Annotated in this window: 19 protein-coding genes; 9 read left to right on the forward strand and 10 right to left on the reverse strand. The window is 41.1% G+C overall.

Annotated elements, in window-relative coordinates; translation table 11 throughout:
• Positions 1-82: 82 nt before the first annotated feature.
• Positions 83-1,126, forward strand: coding sequence for a glycosyltransferase family 2 protein (locus HUE98_RS16090; protein WP_241421611.1), 1,044 nt, complete (start codon positions 83-85; stop codon positions 1,124-1,126).
• Here the strand turns inward: HUE98_RS16090 and rfbD are convergent.
• The 5 genes from rfbD to HUE98_RS16120 all read right to left on the reverse strand — a co-directional run bounded on the left by rfbD (position 1,106) and on the right by HUE98_RS16120 (position 7,204).
• On the reverse strand, positions 1,106-2,497 hold the full coding sequence (gene rfbD, locus HUE98_RS17820; RefSeq protein ID WP_318036505.1) for a dTDP-4-dehydrorhamnose reductase: 1,392 nt from the start codon (positions 2,495-2,497) through the stop codon (positions 1,106-1,108). The genes HUE98_RS16090 and rfbD overlap by 21 nt on opposite strands.
• A gap of 33 nt (positions 2,498-2,530) precedes the next feature.
• The gene (rfbA, locus tag HUE98_RS16105) at positions 2,531-3,415 is read right to left on the reverse strand and encodes a glucose-1-phosphate thymidylyltransferase RfbA (protein ID WP_241421612.1); all 885 of its coding nucleotides are present in this window, start codon (positions 3,413-3,415) and stop codon (positions 2,531-2,533) included.
• Between the two features lie 66 nt (positions 3,416-3,481).
• Positions 3,482-4,648, reverse strand: a complete 1,167-nt coding sequence (locus HUE98_RS16110) for a nucleotide sugar dehydrogenase (RefSeq protein ID WP_241421613.1) — start codon at positions 4,646-4,648, stop codon at positions 3,482-3,484.
• A 140-nt stretch (positions 4,649-4,788) separates the two neighbouring features.
• Positions 4,789-6,081, reverse strand: a complete 1,293-nt coding sequence (locus HUE98_RS16115) for a sugar transferase (RefSeq protein ID WP_241421614.1) — start codon at positions 6,079-6,081, stop codon at positions 4,789-4,791.
• Positions 6,082-6,385: 304 nt separating this feature from the next.
• Positions 6,386-7,204, reverse strand: a complete 819-nt coding sequence (locus HUE98_RS16120; RefSeq protein ID WP_241421615.1) for a DUF4474 domain-containing protein — start codon at positions 7,202-7,204, stop codon at positions 6,386-6,388.
• Positions 7,205-7,310: 106 nt separating this feature from the next.
• On the opposite strand from HUE98_RS16120, the gene HUE98_RS16125 reads away from it, so the two are divergent.
• Positions 7,311-8,039 (forward strand): phospholipase C/P1 nuclease family protein, encoded by a 729-nt coding sequence (locus HUE98_RS16125; RefSeq protein ID WP_241421616.1) that lies wholly within the window; start codon positions 7,311-7,313, stop codon positions 8,037-8,039.
• Between the two features lie 18 nt (positions 8,040-8,057).
• Here HUE98_RS16125 and HUE98_RS16130 read toward each other — a convergent pair whose 3' ends face one another.
• From HUE98_RS16130 to HUE98_RS16150, 5 genes are all read right to left on the reverse strand, one after another.
• Complete coding sequence (locus tag HUE98_RS16130; RefSeq protein WP_241421617.1) at positions 8,058-9,050, reverse strand: LCP family protein; 993 nt, start codon at positions 9,048-9,050, stop codon at positions 8,058-8,060.
• A 238-nt stretch (positions 9,051-9,288) separates the two neighbouring features.
• Positions 9,289-10,284 (reverse strand): UDP-glucose 4-epimerase GalE, encoded by a 996-nt coding sequence (gene galE, locus HUE98_RS16135; RefSeq protein ID WP_241421618.1) that lies wholly within the window; start codon positions 10,282-10,284, stop codon positions 9,289-9,291.
• 46 nt (positions 10,285-10,330) lie between these two features.
• Positions 10,331-10,813 carry a VanZ family protein gene (locus HUE98_RS16140; RefSeq protein WP_241421619.1) on the reverse strand — a complete coding sequence of 161 codons (483 nt, stop codon included), beginning with the start codon at positions 10,811-10,813 and terminating at the stop codon, positions 10,331-10,333.
• Positions 10,814-10,833: 20 nt separating this feature from the next.
• Complete coding sequence (locus tag HUE98_RS16145; RefSeq protein ID WP_241421620.1) at positions 10,834-11,805, reverse strand: glycosyltransferase family 2 protein; 972 nt, start codon at positions 11,803-11,805, stop codon at positions 10,834-10,836.
• Positions 11,806-11,818: 13 nt separating this feature from the next.
• Positions 11,819-13,978 (reverse strand): DUF6311 domain-containing protein, encoded by a 2,160-nt coding sequence (locus HUE98_RS16150; RefSeq protein ID WP_241421621.1) that lies wholly within the window; start codon positions 13,976-13,978, stop codon positions 11,819-11,821.
• Between the two features lie 232 nt (positions 13,979-14,210).
• On the opposite strand from HUE98_RS16150, the gene HUE98_RS16155 reads away from it, so the two are divergent.
• The 7 genes from HUE98_RS16155 (at position 14,211) to HUE98_RS16185 (ending at position 21,048) form a co-directional block, all read left to right on the forward strand.
• The gene (locus HUE98_RS16155) at positions 14,211-14,564 is read left to right on the forward strand and encodes a GntR family transcriptional regulator (protein ID WP_241423592.1); all 354 of its coding nucleotides are present in this window, start codon (positions 14,211-14,213) and stop codon (positions 14,562-14,564) included.
• Positions 14,561-15,463 carry an ABC transporter ATP-binding protein gene (locus HUE98_RS16160; protein ID WP_241421622.1) on the forward strand — a complete coding sequence of 301 codons (903 nt, stop codon included), beginning with the start codon at positions 14,561-14,563 and terminating at the stop codon, positions 15,461-15,463. The genes HUE98_RS16155 and HUE98_RS16160 overlap by 4 nt, the downstream gene beginning before the upstream one ends.
• Positions 15,444-16,193 (forward strand): hypothetical protein, encoded by a 750-nt coding sequence (locus HUE98_RS16165; RefSeq protein WP_241421623.1) that lies wholly within the window; start codon positions 15,444-15,446, stop codon positions 16,191-16,193. Before HUE98_RS16160 ends, HUE98_RS16165 begins: the two co-directional genes overlap by 20 nt.
• Positions 16,190-16,906, forward strand: a complete 717-nt coding sequence (locus HUE98_RS16170; protein WP_241421624.1) for a hypothetical protein — start codon at positions 16,190-16,192, stop codon at positions 16,904-16,906. Before HUE98_RS16165 ends, HUE98_RS16170 begins: the two co-directional genes overlap by 4 nt.
• A gap of 422 nt (positions 16,907-17,328) precedes the next feature.
• Positions 17,329-19,158: an ABC transporter ATP-binding protein gene (locus HUE98_RS16175; RefSeq protein ID WP_241421625.1), complete on the forward strand. Its 1,830-nt coding sequence runs from the start codon at positions 17,329-17,331 to the stop codon at positions 19,156-19,158.
• Positions 19,159-19,385: 227 nt separating this feature from the next.
• The gene (locus tag HUE98_RS16180) at positions 19,386-20,327 is read left to right on the forward strand and encodes a DMT family transporter (protein ID WP_241421626.1); all 942 of its coding nucleotides are present in this window, start codon (positions 19,386-19,388) and stop codon (positions 20,325-20,327) included.
• Positions 20,320-21,048 (forward strand): QueT transporter family protein, encoded by a 729-nt coding sequence (locus HUE98_RS16185; protein ID WP_241421627.1) that lies wholly within the window; start codon positions 20,320-20,322, stop codon positions 21,046-21,048. Before HUE98_RS16180 ends, HUE98_RS16185 begins: the two co-directional genes overlap by 8 nt.
• The last annotated feature ends 347 nt before the right edge of the window (positions 21,049-21,395 follow it).

The raw sequence follows: 21,395 nt of genomic DNA on the forward strand, positions 1-21,395 counted from the left end.
ATAGTATTATTATAGTATAATGTAACAAGGGAGGGCTAACCATGAGCAGACAAATCACTTATATTATGGGCAGCACAATAATATGCATGAACTAATAACCATAATTGTGCCAATTTATAAATGCGAAAAGTATATCAGGAAATGCATTGATTCCATTGTAAATCAAACCTATAAAAACTTAGAAATAATACTGGTGAATGATGGATCTCCAGACAAATGTGGAGAGATATGTGACCACTATTCAAAAATAGATAAGCGCTTCAAGGTCATACATAAAGAGAACGGTGGTATCTCTGACGCCAGAAATACGGGGTTAAATGCTGCCAGGGGCAAATACATAAGCTTCGCTGATTGCGATGATTACCTTCATCCCAAAATGCTTGAGGTTCTATGGCAATTAATAACTACCCATAACGCTGATATTTCCATCTGTGATTATCTAAAGACATATCCAAATGATTCGGTAGAAGTAGTTGAACAAGAAAAAGCCATTAAAGTGTACAGCAATATTGAAGCCCTGCATATTCTATTCACCGAACTGCCGCTGCATGAAGATCTGGCATGGAATGTTCCTTGGAATAAACTTTATCTAAGTAAACTTTTTAATGAGTTTAGATTTCCAAAGGGCAGAGTTTATGAAGATGTTGCCACAATCTATAAATTATTACATAAATCCCGAAAAATAGTTAAAACAAATAAACCTCTTTATTACTATTTACAAAGAGATGACAGTGTTACTAAGAGTCAACAGCATCGTATCTTCAGCCTGGATATCCTGGATGCTTGTTCAGAGAGTGCTGACTATTTTTTGCAGCACGGCCTTATAGATCTGTATGAGATCACTGCTCATGAGTATATGAAGACTATCATTAGAGTGTACCATCAACTAAGGGACTCTGATAACTCTAATAATGAAGCTTTGAAAAGTATAAAAAAAAGATATAATACAGAATTAAAGCGGCTTAAAATACTTAAGAAGCTCCCGCTGCAGAAAAAAATGGATCTATATATTTTTTATATACATCCACAGTTGTTGGTAATATGGGACAATAGGCGAAAAAGAAAATCATTTAAATCTTTCCTTAGATCCATGAAACGCAGGTTGTTAAACCTTTGTTCCCGTTAAAAACCTGACTAAAGCACCCTCCCATTGGGGCAGCTTTTGAAACCCATTTTTAACTGTATTTTCTGTAGATAACCTGGAATTCAAAGGCCTCTCAGCTTTTGCCAAACATTTAGAAGAAGATATGGGATTCACCTTAATGTCTATTCCGGCATTCCCGAAAACTGCCAGAGCAAACTGATACCAGCTGCAGTAACCCTCATTTACTCCATGATAGATACCATACTTATTGGTTTGAATCATATCACAAATCAGAACTGATAAATCTTCTGTATAGGTAGGGGAACCTATTTGATCATTAACAACATTAATCTCATCTCTTGATTGAGCCAACTTAAGGATTTTTTTAACAAAGTTATTGCCATTATGGCCGTAAAGCCAAGAGGTTCTAACGATATAGTATTTTTCTAAGGCCTCTTTTACAATTGCTTCCCCTTGTACTTTTGAGTACCCATAAAAATTAATAGGGCCCGGAGATTTTTCTTCCCTATGGGGACTTTCCCCTTCTCCATCAAAAACATAGTCTGTACTGATATACACCATTTTTGCGTCTACTTGACTGCAGGCCTGGGCAATATTTCTTGTACCTTCTACATTGGTTAAATAACAATGCTCTTTTTCATCTTCCGCCTGGTCTACCTTTGTATAAGCAGCACAATGAATTACAACGTCAGGCCGATTTGTTATTATATAATCTTCAGTCTGCTTCTTATCCGTTATGTTAAGAACATCTCTGCTCACGCCAACAGCTTCTATCCCAAGAACCTTAAGCCTTTTAACAACATCTAAGCCTAATTGGCCGCTGGCACCCGTTACCATAACTTTAATACTATAATTTACATCACTGTTTTTAAGTAATGGAGCCAGTAAATCTTTCCGGGAAAGAATTGGTTCTTTAACGCCCCATTCTATTCCTATCTCAGGATCATTATATTTAATGCCCCGGTCATGCTCAATGGAATAGTATCGGTCCACCTTATACTGCACTTCACAATCATCGGTTAAGGTTAAAAACCCATGACCAAAACCTTTGGGTATAAAAAGCTGCTTTTTATTATGGGCAGACAATTCTATACGTAACCACTGTTTATATGTTTCGGAACCTTTTCTTAAATCCACAACAATATCAGCAATAGAACCCCGGGTGCATCTAATTATCTTGGTTTGTGCCTCAGGATTATTTTGGAAGTGAATGCCTCTGAGGGTATTTTTCTTAGCTGAATAAGAATGATTATCCTGAACAAACTCAATATCCATTCCCTTTTCTATAAATTTATTCTTTGTAAAGGTTTCCGTAAACCATCCTCGGTTATCGCCATATACATCTGTTTCCACGATTAGCAGCCCTTTAAACCGGGTCCCGGTAATTTTCACAAGTTTTTCTACTCCTTTACAATGCCCACAAATTTAATAACGGATTTTTCCTTGGGCCACCTGCTTAAGATGTTCACCATAGGGGGATTTCCCATATCGTTCAGCAGATTTAAGGATTGCCTGCCTATCGATCCACCGGTTAACATAAGCAATCTCTTCCGGTGCCGATATTTTAATGCCCTGCCGTTTTTCAACCATTTGAATAAAATTAGCAGCTTCAACCAGACTGTCCATTGTTCCGGTATCCAACCACGCATAGCCTCTCCCCAGGAGCTGAACATTGAGGGTGCCATCTAAAAGATACATACGATTAAGGTCCGTAATCTCATACTCACCTCTTGCAGAAGGCCTGACCATTTTGGCATATGTAACCACCCGTTTATCATAAAAATATAAACCGGTAATACAATAGTTTGATTTGGGATTCTCCGGCTTCTCTTCTACAGATATGACTTTACCCTTTTGGTCAAATTCAACAATACCGAAACGCTGGGGGTCAAGAACATAATAGCCAAAGATAGTCGCTTCGCCTTTCTCCGCATTCTCCTTAGCTTTCCTGAGCAAAGGCCTGAAGCCATTTCCATAAAAAATATTATCCCCCAAAATCATGGCACATGATTGGCCCTCAATAAACTCTTCCCCTATTATGAAAGCTTGAGCCAATCCATCAGGTGAAGGTTGTTCTTTATATGATAATTGGATGCCAAATTGACTGCCATCCCCCAATAATTTTAGAAAATCCGGCAGGTCAACAGGGGTGCAAATAATTAAAATCTCCTTAATCCCTGCCAACATAAGGGTAGATAATGAATAATATATCATGGGCTTATCATATACCGGCAAAAGCTGTTTGCTGGTAATAAGTGTTATCGGATAAAGGCGTGTTCCACTGCCCCCTGCTAAAATAATACCTTTCATTACAACGATCACTCCCGATAGCTTCTTTAGATGGTAAAGTTTTTATAATAGGTATGCGGGCTTGTCCTAATCTCTGCCAAACAAATCCCTGGTGTACACCTTATCTTCTACATCCTTAATATCATCGGACAGCCTGTTGGCTACGATTACATCTGAACTCTTCTTAAATTCATCAAAATCTTTTATTACCCTTGAATTATAAAAGAATTCTGCATCAAGGGCAGGCTCATAAACTACAACTTCAATCCCCTTGGCCTTGATACGCTTCATAACCCCTTGTATGGCTGACTGTCTAAAGTTATCAGAGTCCATCTTCATAGTCAGTCTGTAGATACCTACTATTTCAGGCTTTCTTGCTAATATCCTCTCGGCAATATGATCTTTTCTGGTTCTGTTGGCATCCACCGTAGCTCCCATAATATTATTGGGTACGTCTTCATAATTGGCCAGCAGCTGCTTAGTATCTTTAGGAAGGCAGTAACCGCCGTACCCAAAGGAAGGATTGTTGTAATGACTGCCTATTCGGGGATCAAGGCATACCCCTTCAATAATTTGTTGAGTGTTTAATCCCCTAACCTCTGCATATGAATCCAGTTCATTAAAAAAGGCTACTCTCATGGCCAGGTATGTATTTGCAAATAGCTTTATAGCTTCTGCTTCCGTTGAATTGGTAAATAATACATCAATATCTTCTTTAAGAGCCCCCTGCACTAAAAGGCCGGCAAACTTCTCAGCTCTATCAGATATCTCCCCTACAATAATTCGGGAGGGATATAAATTATCATACAGCGCCTTTCCTTCCCTTAAGAACTCCGGTGAGAAGATAATATTTCCTGTTTCAAAAGTCTCCCTTATCTTTTTTGTATACCCTACCGGCACCGTTGACTTAATAACCATCACCGCATCGGGATTAATGGATAAAACATTAGCAATTACCGCTTCCACAGTCCTTGTGTTAAAATAATTCTTCTCAGGATCATAATTGGTTGGTGTAGAGATTATGACATATTCAGCATCCTTAAATGCTTTGTATTGATCCGTTGTTGCCAATAGATTCAAATCATTTTCAGCTAAAAACTTCTCTATCTCCACATCTGCGATTGGAGATTTTTTATTGTTGATCATGTCTACTTTTTCCTGAATAATATCCAGGGCTATGACTTCATTATGTTGGGCTAATAAGACGGCATTAGACAATCCAACATAACCTGTTCCGGCTATAGTTATTCTCATATAAATTTCCCCCTTCTAAAACATGTACATTCCCTATCCATTTTATCATAATTGAAGGCTGTAATGGCATTTAATCTTCTTTTTTAATTTATCCTCTTAAATATAAAAAGCAGCCATTACGGCTGCATTTTATTTCATGCTTATCTGGATCCCTTCATCCCCAACATGGTAACAATGGTCCTTAAGGTTATCTGCAGGTCCATGATCATATTTTGATTTTTAATATAATACAGGTCGTATTCAGTTTTTCTTCGATAGTCCTCTAAAGTGGTGGTATGCTTATAATTCATCTGTGCCCAGCCGGTGATTCCAGGTTTACTTAAATTACGATAAGAATAAAAAGGGATATTTTCAACACACATATCATGGAACTCTACCATTTCCGGCCTGGGGCCGATGAGGCTCATCTCACCTTTTAAAACATTAACCAGCTGAGGAAGTTCATCGATCCGTAATTTACGCATTACATTCCCAACCCGGGTAGCCCTTTTCTCAATGCCTTCATTGGGATTGCCGGTTTTCTTTACATCTACATCTGTTAAAGTTCTTAATTTATAAATAATAAATTTCTTATTTTGATACCCTACCCGCTCCTGACAAAATATTACCGGCCCTCCGGATTCTATGTAAAGAGCTATGCCAAACAGTAATATTAAAGGAGAAAAAATAAGAAGCAAAAAACTTGACAAAATCAAATCATACAATCTTTTTACCGGACTGATCTTATTTTCTTCAAAGGCTACTTCATAATAGTTGGTAAACTTATTTATTACATCCAAAGGGATATAGGCTAAAGAATTTTCCACCACATGAGGGAGATAAGTGATGTTTTTCCCTTTCAATCTAATTCTATCTAAAGAAGGCTCTACCCTCTCTTTAAGCTTCATGTCAGCAACCAAAACAGAATTTATTTGATGGCTGTCAAATACTAGATTCTCTAAAACTGCAGCGTCGGGGTTTATGTACATAACCGGCCTAATCTTCCCCAAGGAAATCTTACACAGCTTGTCCATTATATTATAGGTTTTATCATCCTTTCCTATAATTAGATAATGATTTGAAGGAAGATTTTTTATAAAGTTTTTAGCTATTTTATAATTGATAAAGGGCAAAAATATCATATAAACCAAAAGAAAGGTAAGATACATATACATAGGTATGGCCGGCCGGTAATAAAGGATAGGTATTAGAGTAAACAAGCCCCCCAAAGAGGTTCCAATCAAAAAGGTAGTAAAAGCCTTATTCAGCGACCTTACGGTTTGCAGCTCAAATGCCCGTATGGCATAGAGCACCAGCAGGATTAAAAAATTAAAAAACACCGCTTTCATAACATAAGAGAAGCTTTGTGAATTAAAAAAGCAAAATACCATAGTTAAGATAATTGCCAGATTAGACAGAAAAATACGCTTCGATAGACTGTTAAATATTGCCATATGAAAACCCCTTTAATTCTTTCCTCATATTTTTAAAGGACAGTAGACTAGAGGGTAGTGAATTATATATACTTGCGTGTCCAATTAATATTATAGCATAAACTTATATAATTTTTAACAATTTCCATTTTTACATTCATTTTTACATTTTTTTTGTTTAGCCGGTTCTGCTAACATATCTGCCCAAAAAATCCATTTAAAGGCAAACAGTCATTGTTTCAAACAATTACTTATAATAATTCTACAAATCCCTTAAAATACCTTTGTTGTTAAATGTAATAATATGTAGAAATACAAATTTATTCTACTTATTTTTTAAAAAACCGTATTGTTCATAAAACAATTTGTTTTTGCCCATCATTAGAGCCACCTGGGGCAGCTGTTCCTCCAGGGCCCGGAACTTATCTGTTAAATGGGTAAATGGTGCGGTGATTTGTTGGTACATCTCACACAGCAGCTTATTTTTCATCTGGATCACTTTGTCTGATGCCGGGCTGCGGGTAACAGGCTGCGGTGTTCGGGGTTCAGCAAAGGTAAGGATGACCGTATTCCCCTCAAATCTTAGTTCCTCCCACTGGTAACCGGCATGATTTAACCCTTTTATAAATTCACTGAGCATGACTTCATCTTTTAAGGTTATTTTTATGTCCATTGTCAGGTCAAAAGGCTCTGAAAATGCCCCCAATATAAATCCCGTGACCCACCAGTGTTTATCCTTTCTATTGAATAGAGTGCCCCCATGCTTATACAAGGTACATTCTATATCCAATAAATCTTCATCCCCCGCACAATCAAAAAAGGGCCCCTTAAAAACTCCGGGAATATGCAGATCCGGCCGTGTTGTCGTATACACACCCACCTCACAGCCGGTAGTAATACCATACTGCCCTTTCCAAAACTGTATTAACCATCTCTTCCCTGCGTAGGTAAAATAAACAGGCTCACAATCCATAATCATGCTGAACAGGGCCGCCGCTTCATCATACAAGCGAAAATAACCATAGTTCCTCTGCCAGGCATCCAGAAGTGAATAAAAAATATCCTGCCCCGGATCATATGCATAACCGAAAGAAGCCAATAACCTGTCTAAGGTGTCATCTCCAGTCCCCTTTGAATGGTCCATTATATCCTCCATAATTTCTATTTACTGCTTTAGCATATTGACCGGCGGCTTAAATTATTACAAGGAGTTACGTGTCAAAGGGATATTATACTGAATATAATAAGATATGAATTTAAAACAGGTTATTCGACCCTTATTTAAAATAGAAAACCATATAGAACTTGTTTACGAAACTTCCCTGATTTTAAAAAACGACGGCAGGGAAGACCTGTATTACTTTATTCACAGCACCGATAAAGAGAGGGGCAAAACATACCGAGAACTGCTGGAGCAGGGGGCACGAAATGCAGATATTCCCTTTTCCGGAGGATACATTTTCCAACTGTTTCATTTCCACCATCCCTGGACCCATGGCGGGTACCTGCTTTCCCACAGTTCAGCAGATGTAACGGTTAACATTTTTACCTTGGCCCTGAATTTATGGAAGGCCGGGGATAAGGCTGAAGCCATTTACCAGTTGGGCCGCTCCCTTCATTTAGTTCAGGACATATTCATACCTCAACACTCCGGCGTTACTGCCTTTAACGGGCACGGCCCCCTGGAAAAGTGGCTGGCAAAGAACTGGAAAACATACCAGGTGACCGGGGGTGGATATTACCACTGGGACAAAACCTTTACCTCTGAAGATGGCACCCGCCATCAATTAGATTCAAAAAATCCCTATGATTGGATTGACTTTGGCAGCCACCTCTCTTATGCCTGGTATAACCGTTACTTTAGACATAAAAAATATAATGAAGATACCTTTCATAAGGTGGCGGCCAAAATCATCCCCCACGCCTTAAGGCATTCCGCCGGCTATATTAACAAATTCTTTTACGAAGCAAAGAAATAAGGTTGAGTATTATATCTGTTATTGATACACATAGTATTTACCATCTTCATAATCTCCTCTGGACCAGGGGACATTGTAAAAGCTGGTAGTGGCAGGGTTTAACCCTTCCAAGGACGAATAAAGGTCTTTAGCCTCCCCTATGCCAATATTGGTACTCCTGACAAAACCGAAACCTTTTACAATAAGGTTCAGTGCCTGGCTCATGCTTTTTTTGCTGTATACTTCATTCATAATGCCGAAAATAACATCTAAATGTCTCCTGCTTCGTACTCCGGCACTGACTCCGGACCGGTCCCGGGAATATGCAAGGGCCTGGGCTCCATTATACCTGGTGCCATTAATAGTTATGCCCCCCACTGTATCCACAATATTAACCAATCCATTAAAATCCACCTGCACAAAAAAATGTGGGCTTATTCCCGTAAGGCGCCTTACGTTCTCATACATCATTTGATGGCTGCCCCCAAAACTATATATCTCACTGATCCTGCTGTGGCCATTACGGGCCTGGTCTGCTGAAGGCCAGTAGCATATGAAATCCCTGTTTACGGAAATCATTCGTGCATTTTTTTGACCGGTATGTACAGAGACAACTGAAATGGCATCCACCTCTTTATTCTTATCAATTCCCATCAATAGAAAGTGCACTACCCTCCCCGCATCCTGGGGAACATCTTTGGATTTGGACTCCTCACTTTCTTCTGCTTCAGCTTGAGATAAAGCATCTTCTTCATCTTCGTCCTCAGCCTCTAACTCATCAACAGGCTCTTCATCAGGATCTTCACTATCTTTTACGGCCTGCTCATAATCATCTTTCCATGGAGCAGGATACTTGCTGTCAACATCAGGATCTTCAGTCCCCACAACGTCACTAATGGATCTCAAGTCGCTTCGGCCGGACCAATTGTTAAAAGCAATGACTGCCCCGGTGATTGAAACTGCTATAAGAATTACTGCCAGTATTAGTATGATAGGTTTTTTTGGTTTTAGTTTTGATGGTTCTGGTTCCATTTCACACACTCCTCTCTTTTAATATGACCAGCCACCGTTTTGGAAAATATTACCAATTATGATGCTGCTCATATTCTTTCCTTCACCCTTTTAAACATCAAACTCTCAATCGTTTGTTTCTAATTCGACAAAATTAGTTTATTTCCTTTATTTTACTTAACCATTTCATAAGCACATTCAAAAAAACCCGAAAGTAATTAGCTTTTCAGCAAAGAGAAAACCCAGACTTCAAGAACATTTAATCACTGTAAGAATTCTCAAACCGCCAGGCGTCCCGGCACATGGCAATTATATCCCGCCTGGCTGTCCACCCCAGTTCTTCCTGAGCTTTACTAACATCAGCATAACACTCAGCAATATCCCCGGGCCTGCGGGTCACAATTTCAAAAGGCACTTCTACTCCAATAGCTTCTTCAAAAGCTCTCACCAGCTGCAGCACAGAAGTCCCCTGGCCGGTACCTAAGTTATAAATGTGTACACCCTCTGTCAGATGATCCAGTGCGGAAACATGCCCCTCCGCCAGGTCCATCACATGTATGTAATCTCTAACTCCTGTACCGTCTATAGTGGGATAATCATTCCCAAAAATTTGAAGCCTGTCCAGTTTACCTTTTACTACCTGAGTTATAAAGGGCATTAAGTTATTGGGGATACCATTGGGTGACTCACCGATCAACCCACTCTCATGAGCTCCCACGGGATTAAAATATCGAAGTAAGGAAACTTTGAACCCTGGATTAGCTCTTGCAGCATCCGTCAGGATCCTCTCACTCACAGCCTTGGTCTCTCCGTATGGATTGGTGGTGGGAAGAAGATCCATAGTTTCCACAAAGGGCACTTGATTCTCCCCATAAACGGTGGCGGAAGAACTGAACACAAACTTACCCACACCATATTTCATACAGGCTCTACTTAAAACCATGGTACTGACAATGTTATTATAATAATAGTCCAAGGGCTTTTCCACAGACTCACCTACTGCTTTAAAGCCGGCAAAATGAATAACACCGTCAATTTCATGATTGGCAAAAACAGTATCCACCGATGCGGTATCGGTAACATCTATCTCATAAAAAACCATATCTTTTCCCGCTATATGCTCTACTTTAATAATAGTCTCAGCCTTACTGTTGCATAAATTATCAGCAGCAATCACCCTATGCCCCGCTTCTAACAGAGCAGTACAGGTGTGCGAGCCTATATAGCCGGCACCGCCGGCAACCAGTATTTGCATATTCCTTACCTCCAATCCACATCAATCAAATATTTTACTTCCTTCTTCAGCCAAATCTCCGTTTATATCCTGCATTCTTTACTCTCCCGGCCGCCATCCAATACAAACCAATCCCGATACCGGCCCCAACACTATCAATAAACACATCCCTCACTTCCCCGCTTCTTCCGGGGATAAACATTTGATGAACTTCATCTGAAACGGCATAAAGCACACATATCACTAGAGCCAAAACCATACCTTTAACCCCGGCCGCCCCACTTATCCATAAAGCTTTTACCACCAAGAATCCTAATATTAAATACGCACAAAAATGGGCGTTCTTCCGAACAAAGTGATTCAAATTCCTTAGGTCAAACTCCAAATTGGGAAACACTTTTTCTACTGCTTGTATAATAACTTCTGTAATTCCCTGACTCAGACGGCTGGATTCAACTGCCGGCTGATGTGACAGGTAAAATATTAAACCCATCCAAATAATCACCGCTGTCCAGGAGAGAATTTTTTTTAAAGTCATATTATAATCCATTTAATCCATTCCCTCTCCCCTTAATTGCCTGCCTGTCCATTTATTTTCTCTGCAGCCAGCAGGCCGGGCAGGTTTTCCTGCGTAATATAATGGGGCCTGGCCTTCAATTCGTAGAATATCCTTCCCAGGTATTCTCCAATAATTCCTAAAAATAATAGCTGCACCCCTCCTAGAAATATAATAAAGGAGGCCAGTGAAGGATATCCCGGCACCGGGTTTCCAAACAACAGCTTATCAACAATCAAATAGATCATGTATAAAAAAGCCAAAAGCGTGATGGACAAACCTGTAATAGAAGCAAAACGCAGGGGCATGTAACTAAAGGAAACGATTCCCTCAATAGCATAATCCAACAGTTTCTTGAAACTCCAGCCGGTTTCCCCGGCTTTCCTGTTGATATTTTCATACTCTAAGCACTTGGAACTAAACCCCACCCACGCAAACAGGCCTTTAGAAAACCTCAGCTTTTCCCGCATTAACAAAATACTGTCAACCACTTTCCTGTCCATTATTCGAAAATCCCTGGCACCATCTACAATCTCTACTTCACTCATTCGATTCATTATTTTATAAAAATTTCTGGCAAACCAGCTTCGAATTACGGGCTCACCTTCCCGGCTTACCCTTCTGGTATAGACAATATCATATCCTAAACGCCACTCCTGAACCATCTGAGGTATCAGGGAAGGAGGGTCCTGTAAGTCTGCATCCATAATAACAACCGCATCGCCACCGGCATGCTCCAACCCTGCCAGCATGGCCGCTTCTTTGCCAAAATTACGGCTGAAGTCTATAAAGCCTATTCTACTGCTTTTTTTTCTTAGGGACTTCACTTTTTCCCCGGTATTGTCCCGGCTGCCGTCATTTATAAAAATAATTTCATATTCAAGGCTTGAGATACTGCCCATGGCTTTAGTCGTTTCTTGAAAAAACAATTCAATATTCTCTTCTTCGTTAAAACAGGGAACAATTATGGATATGCTCTTTTTCATAACAAAGCACCCCCTATTTGAGTATAATACGAGTACCCCGGGCCTCCGTTCCGGCGTCAAAACTGGCTATTTCTGTTACTCTGTTTTCCTGCATGTCGTACAGTACCACATTAACCCCCCTTTGGTTTGGGGAGTACTGCTGGCCATCTATAAATAAACTGGAAACGCTTTCCCCGGAGGTGATGTGTATGTCAATGGAAGAAATATAATTCCCCAAAGGTTCACCTCTACAAATAGTCTTTTCCAGAATTCCTTCATCCACAGCCTCTATTGATTTTTCCCCCACAGGCTTTCCTCCGATACCGTAATAACTGTGCCCCTCATGTTCCCTCGGATCAACTGCAAAACCCAGGTCCCGCATCTTTTTTACAGACTCTTCTTTCAGGGCACCAAAAGCCTCCTCATTAACCGTAATAAATATTATATGGTGGTCTTCAATAAGGTCCAGGTATTCCTGCAGTTGAATCTCTTCCACGGCCTTTACTTTATGGAATCCCCTGTTGATTATATTCCCTGTATCCTGTCTGTAGGCCATGATGAAATAACCGTCTGCCATTCCCGATATTACTTTTTGGTCTTGAATCAGAGCATTAAAGTTGTTCATTAAAGAAAAATCTTTAAAAACATAGATGCTGTCCCCACACATATTCCCTGCCTGCAGTCCCAGAATCTGTTCCTGGGCATATTCCTCCACAGCGATATCCGTCCTGGCGAAATATCCCGCATTAAGGGTCATGCTGTTTTTCGCCCCATAGTATGCGAAGGCTTCATAGCCTAAATGAGGCGGCACAAAGTGCCCCGGAGGTAATAATAAAATATTTTTATAACTACCGGCTGCCTCCCTCCAGAAATTTGACTGTAACGGATTAGTGTATTCAACCCTGTGATGGTAGTGATCTCTTTTACCGGCAATAATTCCTGACAGGTCCCACAGCTGAACCAGCAGCATAATTCCTATAACAGCGGCCGCTTTTTTCGGGTCAATTCTGCTGTTCAAAATACGATAAAATATCCATAAAAAGAGCAGATAGTATACAGGCCAAAACAAGCGTCCACTGGCACGGAATATAGACCAAAACATATAAACGATATCTGGAACAGGGTATTCAATTAGAATATGCTGGCCAAGTGTAACCATAGGGCTTAAAGATAAAATAAGGCAGGTTAATAGAATAAAAACAGTTCCACTTCTGCGGTCATTTTTTTTCTCTTCCCAACCTTGTAAAAACGATAAGACGGCTGCCAGAAATAATAGAAAGATCATACCCAGGCCCAAATACTGAAAACCCTCATACTGGCCCCAAAAGGAATTAATTCCATAGGTAGGCAGGTCGTAAAGCCTGGTGGACCAACCCTGTGGGTTGATAAGGGCATTTAAATTCATGCTGTACAGTCCAAGGCCCCCACCAACAGCATTTGACTTTACGGTGAAATAACCGGATGCCCAGGCAGTGAACAGCAGCATACACGTGTTTGATATCAGCAGTTTTAAAACAAATAGAGCATCTTTATATTGTAAGTAATTGTTTATTAAGTACCCTAAAAAAATAATTAAAACCATTAATGTTAAATAGGCATGCAGTGTTATGGCAGTAACATGTAAAATAATCCACAGCGCTATATCCAATGAATTGTTTTCTTTTCTGGTAAAAAACAAGTATAGAGCAGCCAGTATGACCCAGTGAGCCGCCAGAGCCGTATGAACAAACATCCGGAAAATCATCACGGGGCTAAGCAAAAAAAATACTGTTACAAATAAAATGACCGCCCGGTTTTGGGTCCACCTTCTTACCAGAAGGGATGCAAATAAACCCTGAAGGCAAAAGGAAACAATACCAAATAAGCCGAAGTATTGAAAGTCTGCTGGCAGAACCGGTTGGATCAGTTTAAAAATAAAAGCGAATAATGGAATAGAGTCTGTATAAACAATAGAAATTCCCACTGGAAACCCGTAAATAAGGGTTACTCCCAGGGGGAACCTCCAGGCATCACTGCGGAAAAATTCCCATCCCAAAAAGTGCTGAGTCAAATCTCCTGAATTCATCAGCCAGTCGGTATACATGGGGTTTAGAAGGTAAGGGCCATAAAGAAATAAAAAGACTGCGGCGCCTGCAAATACCCCTAAAATACTCTCCAAAACAAACTCTCGCCTGGAGGCCTTAAAGGTTTTCACTTTAGTCCTCCCTCCCATATAACTTCAATATTGGTTAGATTCTACCTTAAATTATTAATCCCTGCCTTAAATGCTCTAATTTCCCCCAATTCCTCTGCCACCTGCAAAATAAACCTGTTGACAAAAAAACAAAAATATCTTATAGTACATTACAGCAGTAATGCACTATAAGATTCCAGTATGGAGGTGATGATGGTTTGTGCTGAATACAGACAGTTTGAAGCCTATTTATATGCAGGTCGCTGAGTGGCTGGAAAAAGAAATTTTAAGCGGTAATATCAAAAGCGATGAGAAAATATATTCACAGTACCAATTGGCAGATATGTTCACTATTAACCCGGCCACCGCTTCTAAAGGATTAAATATCCTGGCCGAAGAAAATCTTTTATATAAGAAGAGAGGGCTTGGCATGTTTGTGTCTTCTCACGCCAGAGAGGCGATTCGCAGCAAACGGATAAATCAAAACTTAAAGCAGCTGGCGCTGGAGTTGGTCACCGAAGCGGACCGCTTGGATGTCAATGAAGAGGACTTAATCAAAATGATTAAAACTGCTAAACTGCAATCGCACAAGGAGGAATTAAGATGAAGGTAGTTGAGTGCAGCGAATTAACAAAGGCATTTGGCTCGACCAGGGCGGTTAATAATCTATCTTTCTCCCTGGCCCACAATAAAATCACTGGATTGATCGGCCGTAACGGTGCAGGGAAAACCACGCTGTTAAAAATGATAGCCGGATATTTACTCCCTAACACAGGGTATATCCGGGTTTTTTCGGAAAACCCTTTTAATAATATCAAAGTAACCACTAATCTAATTTATATTGACGATGATATGGTGCTTCCAGCAGCAATGAACCTGGCTGATCTTCTGGAGTCTGTTAGCAGTTTTTATGAACACTGGGATGATAAGCTGGCCAGAGGACTATTTGAATACTTCAATCTAAGCCCCAAACAATATCACAACAATCTTTCCAAAGGTATGAGAAGCACTTTTAATATGATTCTTGGCATTGCTGCCCGCTGTCCCCTTACTATCTTTGATGAACCCACCATTGGTATGGATGCCGCGGTGAGGAAAGATTTTTACCGGGCACTGCTGAAAGATTTCATGCAGCATCCCCGCACCATCATTCTTTCCAGCCATCTTCTAAATGAGATTGATGGAATTCTAGATGATATTTTATTAATCAAAGATGGTGAAAAGCGCCTTCATATGTCTATGGATGAGCTGAAGGAATATGCTGTTGGACTGCAGGGCAAAGAAGAAATTATTGCTGAGATAACTGAATCCACCGAAGTTTTCTATGAGAAAAAAATGGGTAAGAGCAGCGTGTATGCAGCCGTCCGTAATGGATACACCGAGGAAGAACTGCAAAAGGCCCATCTCAGAGGAGTAGAAATTTCATCGGTGGCCGCAGACGATCTCTGCGTTTATCTTACGGCAAAACACAAAGGAGGGATTGATGATGTCTTTGACAGAAACTAACCTTCTATCTATAGTAAAAAAGCAGTACCGCTATAAAACAAAAGCAAACGCCGGGGTGTTTTTCAACCTGATTGCGGCTCAGATGCTGGCCTTTCTCTTCTCCCTCAACGGTGTGGCCTCTTCAGGGGGCGGTTCCATGGAGGGTATGTCATACACCATAAAACATATTTCCGGTGATATTATTATCATTTTTACTTTAATCTGGGCTTTCATGGTGGGAATCAACATGGCCAACAACGGGTTTAAAATAGACTTTAGCTTTATCTCCAACCGGCAAAGCAGCCACCTCTCCAGCATAGCTTTCCTATTAACTGCTGCAGTTGTGGGCGGCCTAACTGCTACATTATGCGGTGTGCTTTTGCGTGTAGTTATGTTTTTTGCCCACAGCGGTGTTGATACAGTTTCCGGATTTTGGATTGCCCCGCTGACTATGCTGAGCAGTATTTTTGCCGCCATACTCTATACCCTTCTCTTCAGCTGCCTTGGGTATTTTGTCAGCATGTTAGTGCAGCGAAACAAAGCCTTTGCCCTGCTTCTTCCCGGTCTGTTTTTTGGTACGCTAATGGTGGAAACCAGAAGTACCGGCCAGGCTCAACTGCTTACTAATACCCTTGAATTCTTTACCAAAGAGAGCTCACCTGCGCTCTTTGTCCTGAAAATTATCCTGGTATCCGCCGTTCTTCTAGGCAGCGTGATTTTGTTTTCCGATAGAATGGAGGTGAGGAAATGACATTGGTTATACTGCCTCTTCTAGTTATTATTGTGATTGGTATTATCATCGGCACATTCCGTATCCCTCTTAACAAGACTCGTCCGGTCATCAGCCTCTATTTGGTTCTTTTACTTATCTCTACGGCTGTTTTCTATGCCGCTGCAGAACCCGGAGAACCGGTGCCTATGCCAACACCGGAGGAAACCGACAACCCCTGGGAAGAACATGACCGTCAAATAAATGACTTTTACAATGCGCTCTTTGAGAATCGCATAGAAGAATATGAAGGTGCATATCTAAACAAACAGTGGAGTTTTGATTATGATCAGGGGCAGCTGCTAATAACCACCTCGGACAACAGTCACCCTACGTCTATGATAGCTGTAAAACGAAAAGATACAGAAGATGGCAGAATAGACATAGCAAGCTATACAGCATTCCCACCTGATCCCAACACTACAGCAGTCAGCCCCCCGGAGGTCAGGCTGTCAAATAACCGGTTGGAAATCATCCCTCCCGAACCCACCCGGGTGGAAATGGTATATTTTTTCCATGATTTTACGGCTGCCCAGTTCACAGGGAAAGGTTTATTCATGGGAAACAGAAGCTTTTTCTATTTCTCTGAACAACCGGTTCTCTATCTTCAGATACCTGCTGACCTGAAGATTGAAACCAATGAAAGCACAGAGTTTTATCTAAACTATATTAATGAATCCTCTTCATTGCCTTAAAAACCGATCAGCTTTATTTGTTATTCATTCAACCCCTAATCTTATTTTTATAAGATTAGGGGTTGACCTGTTAAATAGCTGCCCTTTAATAATTTGTAAACCCTGATCTTATTTGAAACTAATACCAAAGAGCCCATCTGTGATTCTTACCATCTGCCTTTCTCCTCTACTGATCCGAGTATACACCTTGTCGGAAAGATGTTGAATTCCAGCCAATTCAAGGCTCTCATAGGCTACCTGGTAGTCTTTCTTTTTGGGAAGGTAGCTGATATAAGCTGCAAGTATATTAAACAGCTTTTTACCGGACTGACTTTATTAAAGAAAAATAATACTCAGAAAAATAAGATTAAAAGGATGTTCACATTAGCTAGCGAAGTATAATCTACAATGTAAGAAGAATGATGTAATGGAGGCGTAAAAAGTTGACCTTTAGTAAACTACAGGGGCTTAAGAAGTTGATAGACTTATTTAGTGCCAGGGAGAAAAGACAGTTTGGAAAGGTTATGGCGGCTACCTTGACCATGGCCTTTTTTCAGGCTCTGGGCATAGCCTCAATACTCCCTTTTATAAATATGATTATGGAACCTTCCATCATTAATGAAAACCGGTGGCTTTGGTGGGCCTATAATACTCTGGGGTTTACCAGTATACATTCCTTTATTATGTTTTCCGGGATCATGATGTTGGCTATTATTCTCACGGGAAACGCTATTTCTGCCTTCGCTACCTGGGTGAAACTCCGCTTTGTGTGGCAGAAGAACCATAGTCTGTCTTCTTCCCTGTTGAGAAAGTATTTATCCCTGCCTTATGGCTACTTCCTGGGGCATCACAGTGCGGACTTAAGTAAAAATATTCTAGATGAGGCCAATGAGCTCACCCGAAGCTTTCTAATTCCTATTTTATCCATAGTTACCCAGGGAACGGTAGTTTTTTTTATCTTTATTATGCTGCTTTTTGTAAATCCCGTGGTAACTTTTATTGTAGCAGGAGTATTGGTAGGTTCATATGTTTTAATCTATTTAAAATTAAGTAAAAGGTTGAGCAGGGGTGGAAGAAGCAGATTAGCCGCCAACAAGGAAAGATTCACCGCAGCCAATGAAGCTTTGGGAGGAATTAAAGATATCAAAGTTATGGGAAGGGAATTGCACTTTCTGGATCGATATATTGTAAACTCCAAAAAGTTCTCTAATCTGCAGTCCTGGAATGAGGTAGTGGGGCAGCTTCCCAGGTATGCCATGGAAGTTGTAGCTTTTGGTGGAGTAATTATCCTGATATTAGGGTTATTGTCTGTGGCAGAGGAGACTCAGGAGGTTATCCCTTTGGTAAGCTTCTTTGCTTTTGCGGGATACCGGTTAATGCCTGCCTTACAGGAAATATTCAAAGCTTTTACTAAGGTGCAGTTTAGTAAGGCTGTACTGCATAAGATTCACCAGGATATTATGGAGGAGGGAGGCAGGGACTTAGAAGAGTATAGAGATATTAATAGCACTAAACCCCTGGCCTTTGAGAAGGAAATTGAATTAACCAATATTGCTTTTAGTTACCCCGGTATTAAGGAAAAAGTATTACAAGATATAAGTGTAAGGATTCAAAGGAATACCTCTATTGCTATTGTAGGTTCTACCGGGTCAGGAAAAACCACCCTGGTAGATATAATATTAGGGTTGTTGACACCTCAGGCTGGAGAGATAAGGGTGGATGGAGTTTTAGTCAATGAGGACAATATGAGAAATTGGCAGCGGAATTTAGGTTATGTACCTCAGCAGATCTATTTAAACGATGATACCATTGCTCACAATATTGCCTTTGGGGTGCCTCATGCAGAAATTGATATAGAAGCGGTGCAGAGGACAGCCCGTATAGCTAATTTAGAAAAGTTTATTATAGAGGACCTTCCCCAAGGATTTGATTCTGTGGTGGGAGAACGGGGAGTCAGGTTGAGTGGTGGAGAGAGGCAGAGGGTAGGGATTGCCCGTGCTTTATACCATGACCCGGAAGTATTGATTCTAGATGAAGCTACCAGTGCTTTAGATGGAATTACTGAAGACTCTGTAATGCATGCCATCGAAAAGATTTCTAAGCTAAAGACTATAATTGTTATTGCCCATAGGCTGACTACAGTTAAAAAATGCCATAAAATTTATATGATGGATAAAGGAGAAATTATAGCTCAGGGAAGCTATGAGGAGCTGATTGAGTCCAATCCTCAGTTCCGGGCCATGGCAGCCGGCACTGCTTCTTCCAATATCTAGTTAACTACTTTTCATAGCCAAAAATGCGGAATGACTAGTTTTCCCCCTTTTCGGCATTCATCTCCCACCTATAGAGGATGGGAGTCTTCTGCCTAAAAATAGTTAAAATGCTTTTATAGCAGGGAAATTATTCTAATTATTGGATTGACTTACGCTAAAAATCCATGGTAGTATTTAACCATCGGAAAAGCAAATTCCTATAAGTATAAGTTAAAAGGTGCAAAACCATGACCCGAACCGAATCCCATATCGTCCTGCTGTCCATTACGCTTTGCTGGGCTTCTTCTTACATATTTATTAAAAACCTGCCGTCTGCCCTTTCGCCTTTGGCTTACATGACCTTGACGTCCGGTATCGCCAGCATTATCTTTGTTATAGTCTTCTTTAAAAAGCTGCGTGAGTTCAAGGTTAAGCTGCTGATGCACAGCGCCATTATGGCGGTGTTGGTCTGCGGCAATCTGATTTTCGAGCGGTTGGGTATCGCCGAGATTCCGGCCTCCACGGCCAGCTTTGTGGCTTCATTGAACATCGTTTTTGTACCGCTTTTATTGCTGATGCTCAAGCGGAAACCCACCAAAAATAACCTGCTGGGCATCGCGCTGATTCTTATCGGGTTGACACTAACCAGTGGCGTTAATCCGAGATTTTTCTCTGATCCCGGCGTTTTGTTCATGGTAACGGCCTGCATTTTTATGTCGGTCTATATCATTATTGTGGACAACTTCACCAAGAAGTTCGATCCGCTGCTTTTAGGCGTAGGGCAAATGTTCTTAACCGCTATTATCGCCTTTGTACTTTGGAGTATTGAAGAACCGGGTACTTTTTTTACCCTGGACTATACCAATGAAATGCTGGCCAACATTTTCCTGCTGGCTTTTTTTGCCAGGGCCTACGCCTACATTATGCTGATGTATGCCCAAAAATACGCCAATCCCATTAGCGTCACGGTCATTGCTTCCACCGAACCGGTGGTTACCCTGGTACTGGCGATGCTAATACCAAACGCTTTCGGCCTTACCGAAAGCTTTACCCTAATTAAGCTGTATGGGGCGGGATTTATCGTCGCGGGCGCTATTTGCGCCGGTACCAATTTCTTAGACAACCCAGGAGCTTTCCAAAAACTCAAGTTTTGGCGAGACCATAGAAAAGGGGATGTACCGCTTGAATGAGATTTTGTCTCCGTTTAAACAAAAACAAACACTACTGCAAATGGGCTTGTGCGCCCTGGTCTTTATCGGCATGGCCGTACCTTTCAAGGTAATGATGCTGGTAGAAGGTTTCACCGAGGTTCGTCCGGTCAATGCGGTACCGGTTGTGGCGGGACTATTATTCGGACCGGCCGGGGCGTGGGGTTGCGCGATTGGTAATCTGGTCGCCGATCTATTCGGCACCTTTTCCACGGCTTCTATTTTGGGATTCTTCGGCAATTTTATCGCCGCTTATCTACCTTACAAGCTCTGGCATACGTGGAAAAAAGGCGAAAAACCCAATTTGAAAAGCAATGGTAATATTGGATTTTACATCTTGCTATCGGCGGTTTCCTCCCTGGCGGTGGCCATTTTCCTGGCCTGCGGCCTGGACGTGTTCCTGCGGTTCTGGTTGCTGGATATCTTTTACATTATTTTATTTAACAACTTTGGTTTTTCATTAGTTTTAGGCCTGCCGGTACTGATTGTCTTGACCAGCGATAACCATAACATCCAGCCGCATCTGCCCTCCGACCCGGAAAAACACCTAAAGGAGCGCAAGGCCGCCATGGCGCTGCTGCTGGTCGCTCAGACCGCGATCCTGGTGATGGTGGTCATGGGGTTTTCTATGTCGGCCTTCTTGCTTATGAGCATCGCCGGTGGGATATTCTTGCTGTCATTACTGAGTTTTATTTTATTATGAGGAACCTCTTGCGGCATAAGTTCCATCTCTCAGCTGCCTTCAGCCACCGGTTTAGGAGACTTATTGAAAAGCAGTCCTCTTGAGAACATAACAAGAGGGCTGCTTTTTTGCTAAAATACTTTAGCGCTTTAAAGTTGTGGGGGACAGTCCCCGAGAGGGAGATTCTGGAAGCTCGGCTGTAAGAATTTCCCTGGACAGTGAACCATGTTAAAAGTCGTCCGCCTGCAAGCGGACGACCCGCTTTACTGAATACATACCTTCCTATCTTCCGTACACTTCTTTAAAGACACATCAAGTTTAAAGAATATGCTATCTGTTTATTTTTTTCACTACATACAAATAAACAC

It is taken from the genome of Candidatus Contubernalis alkalaceticus (assembly GCF_022558445.1).
GTDB classification, from domain to species: Bacteria; Bacillota; Dethiobacteria; order SKNC01; family SKNC01; genus Contubernalis; species Contubernalis alkaliaceticus.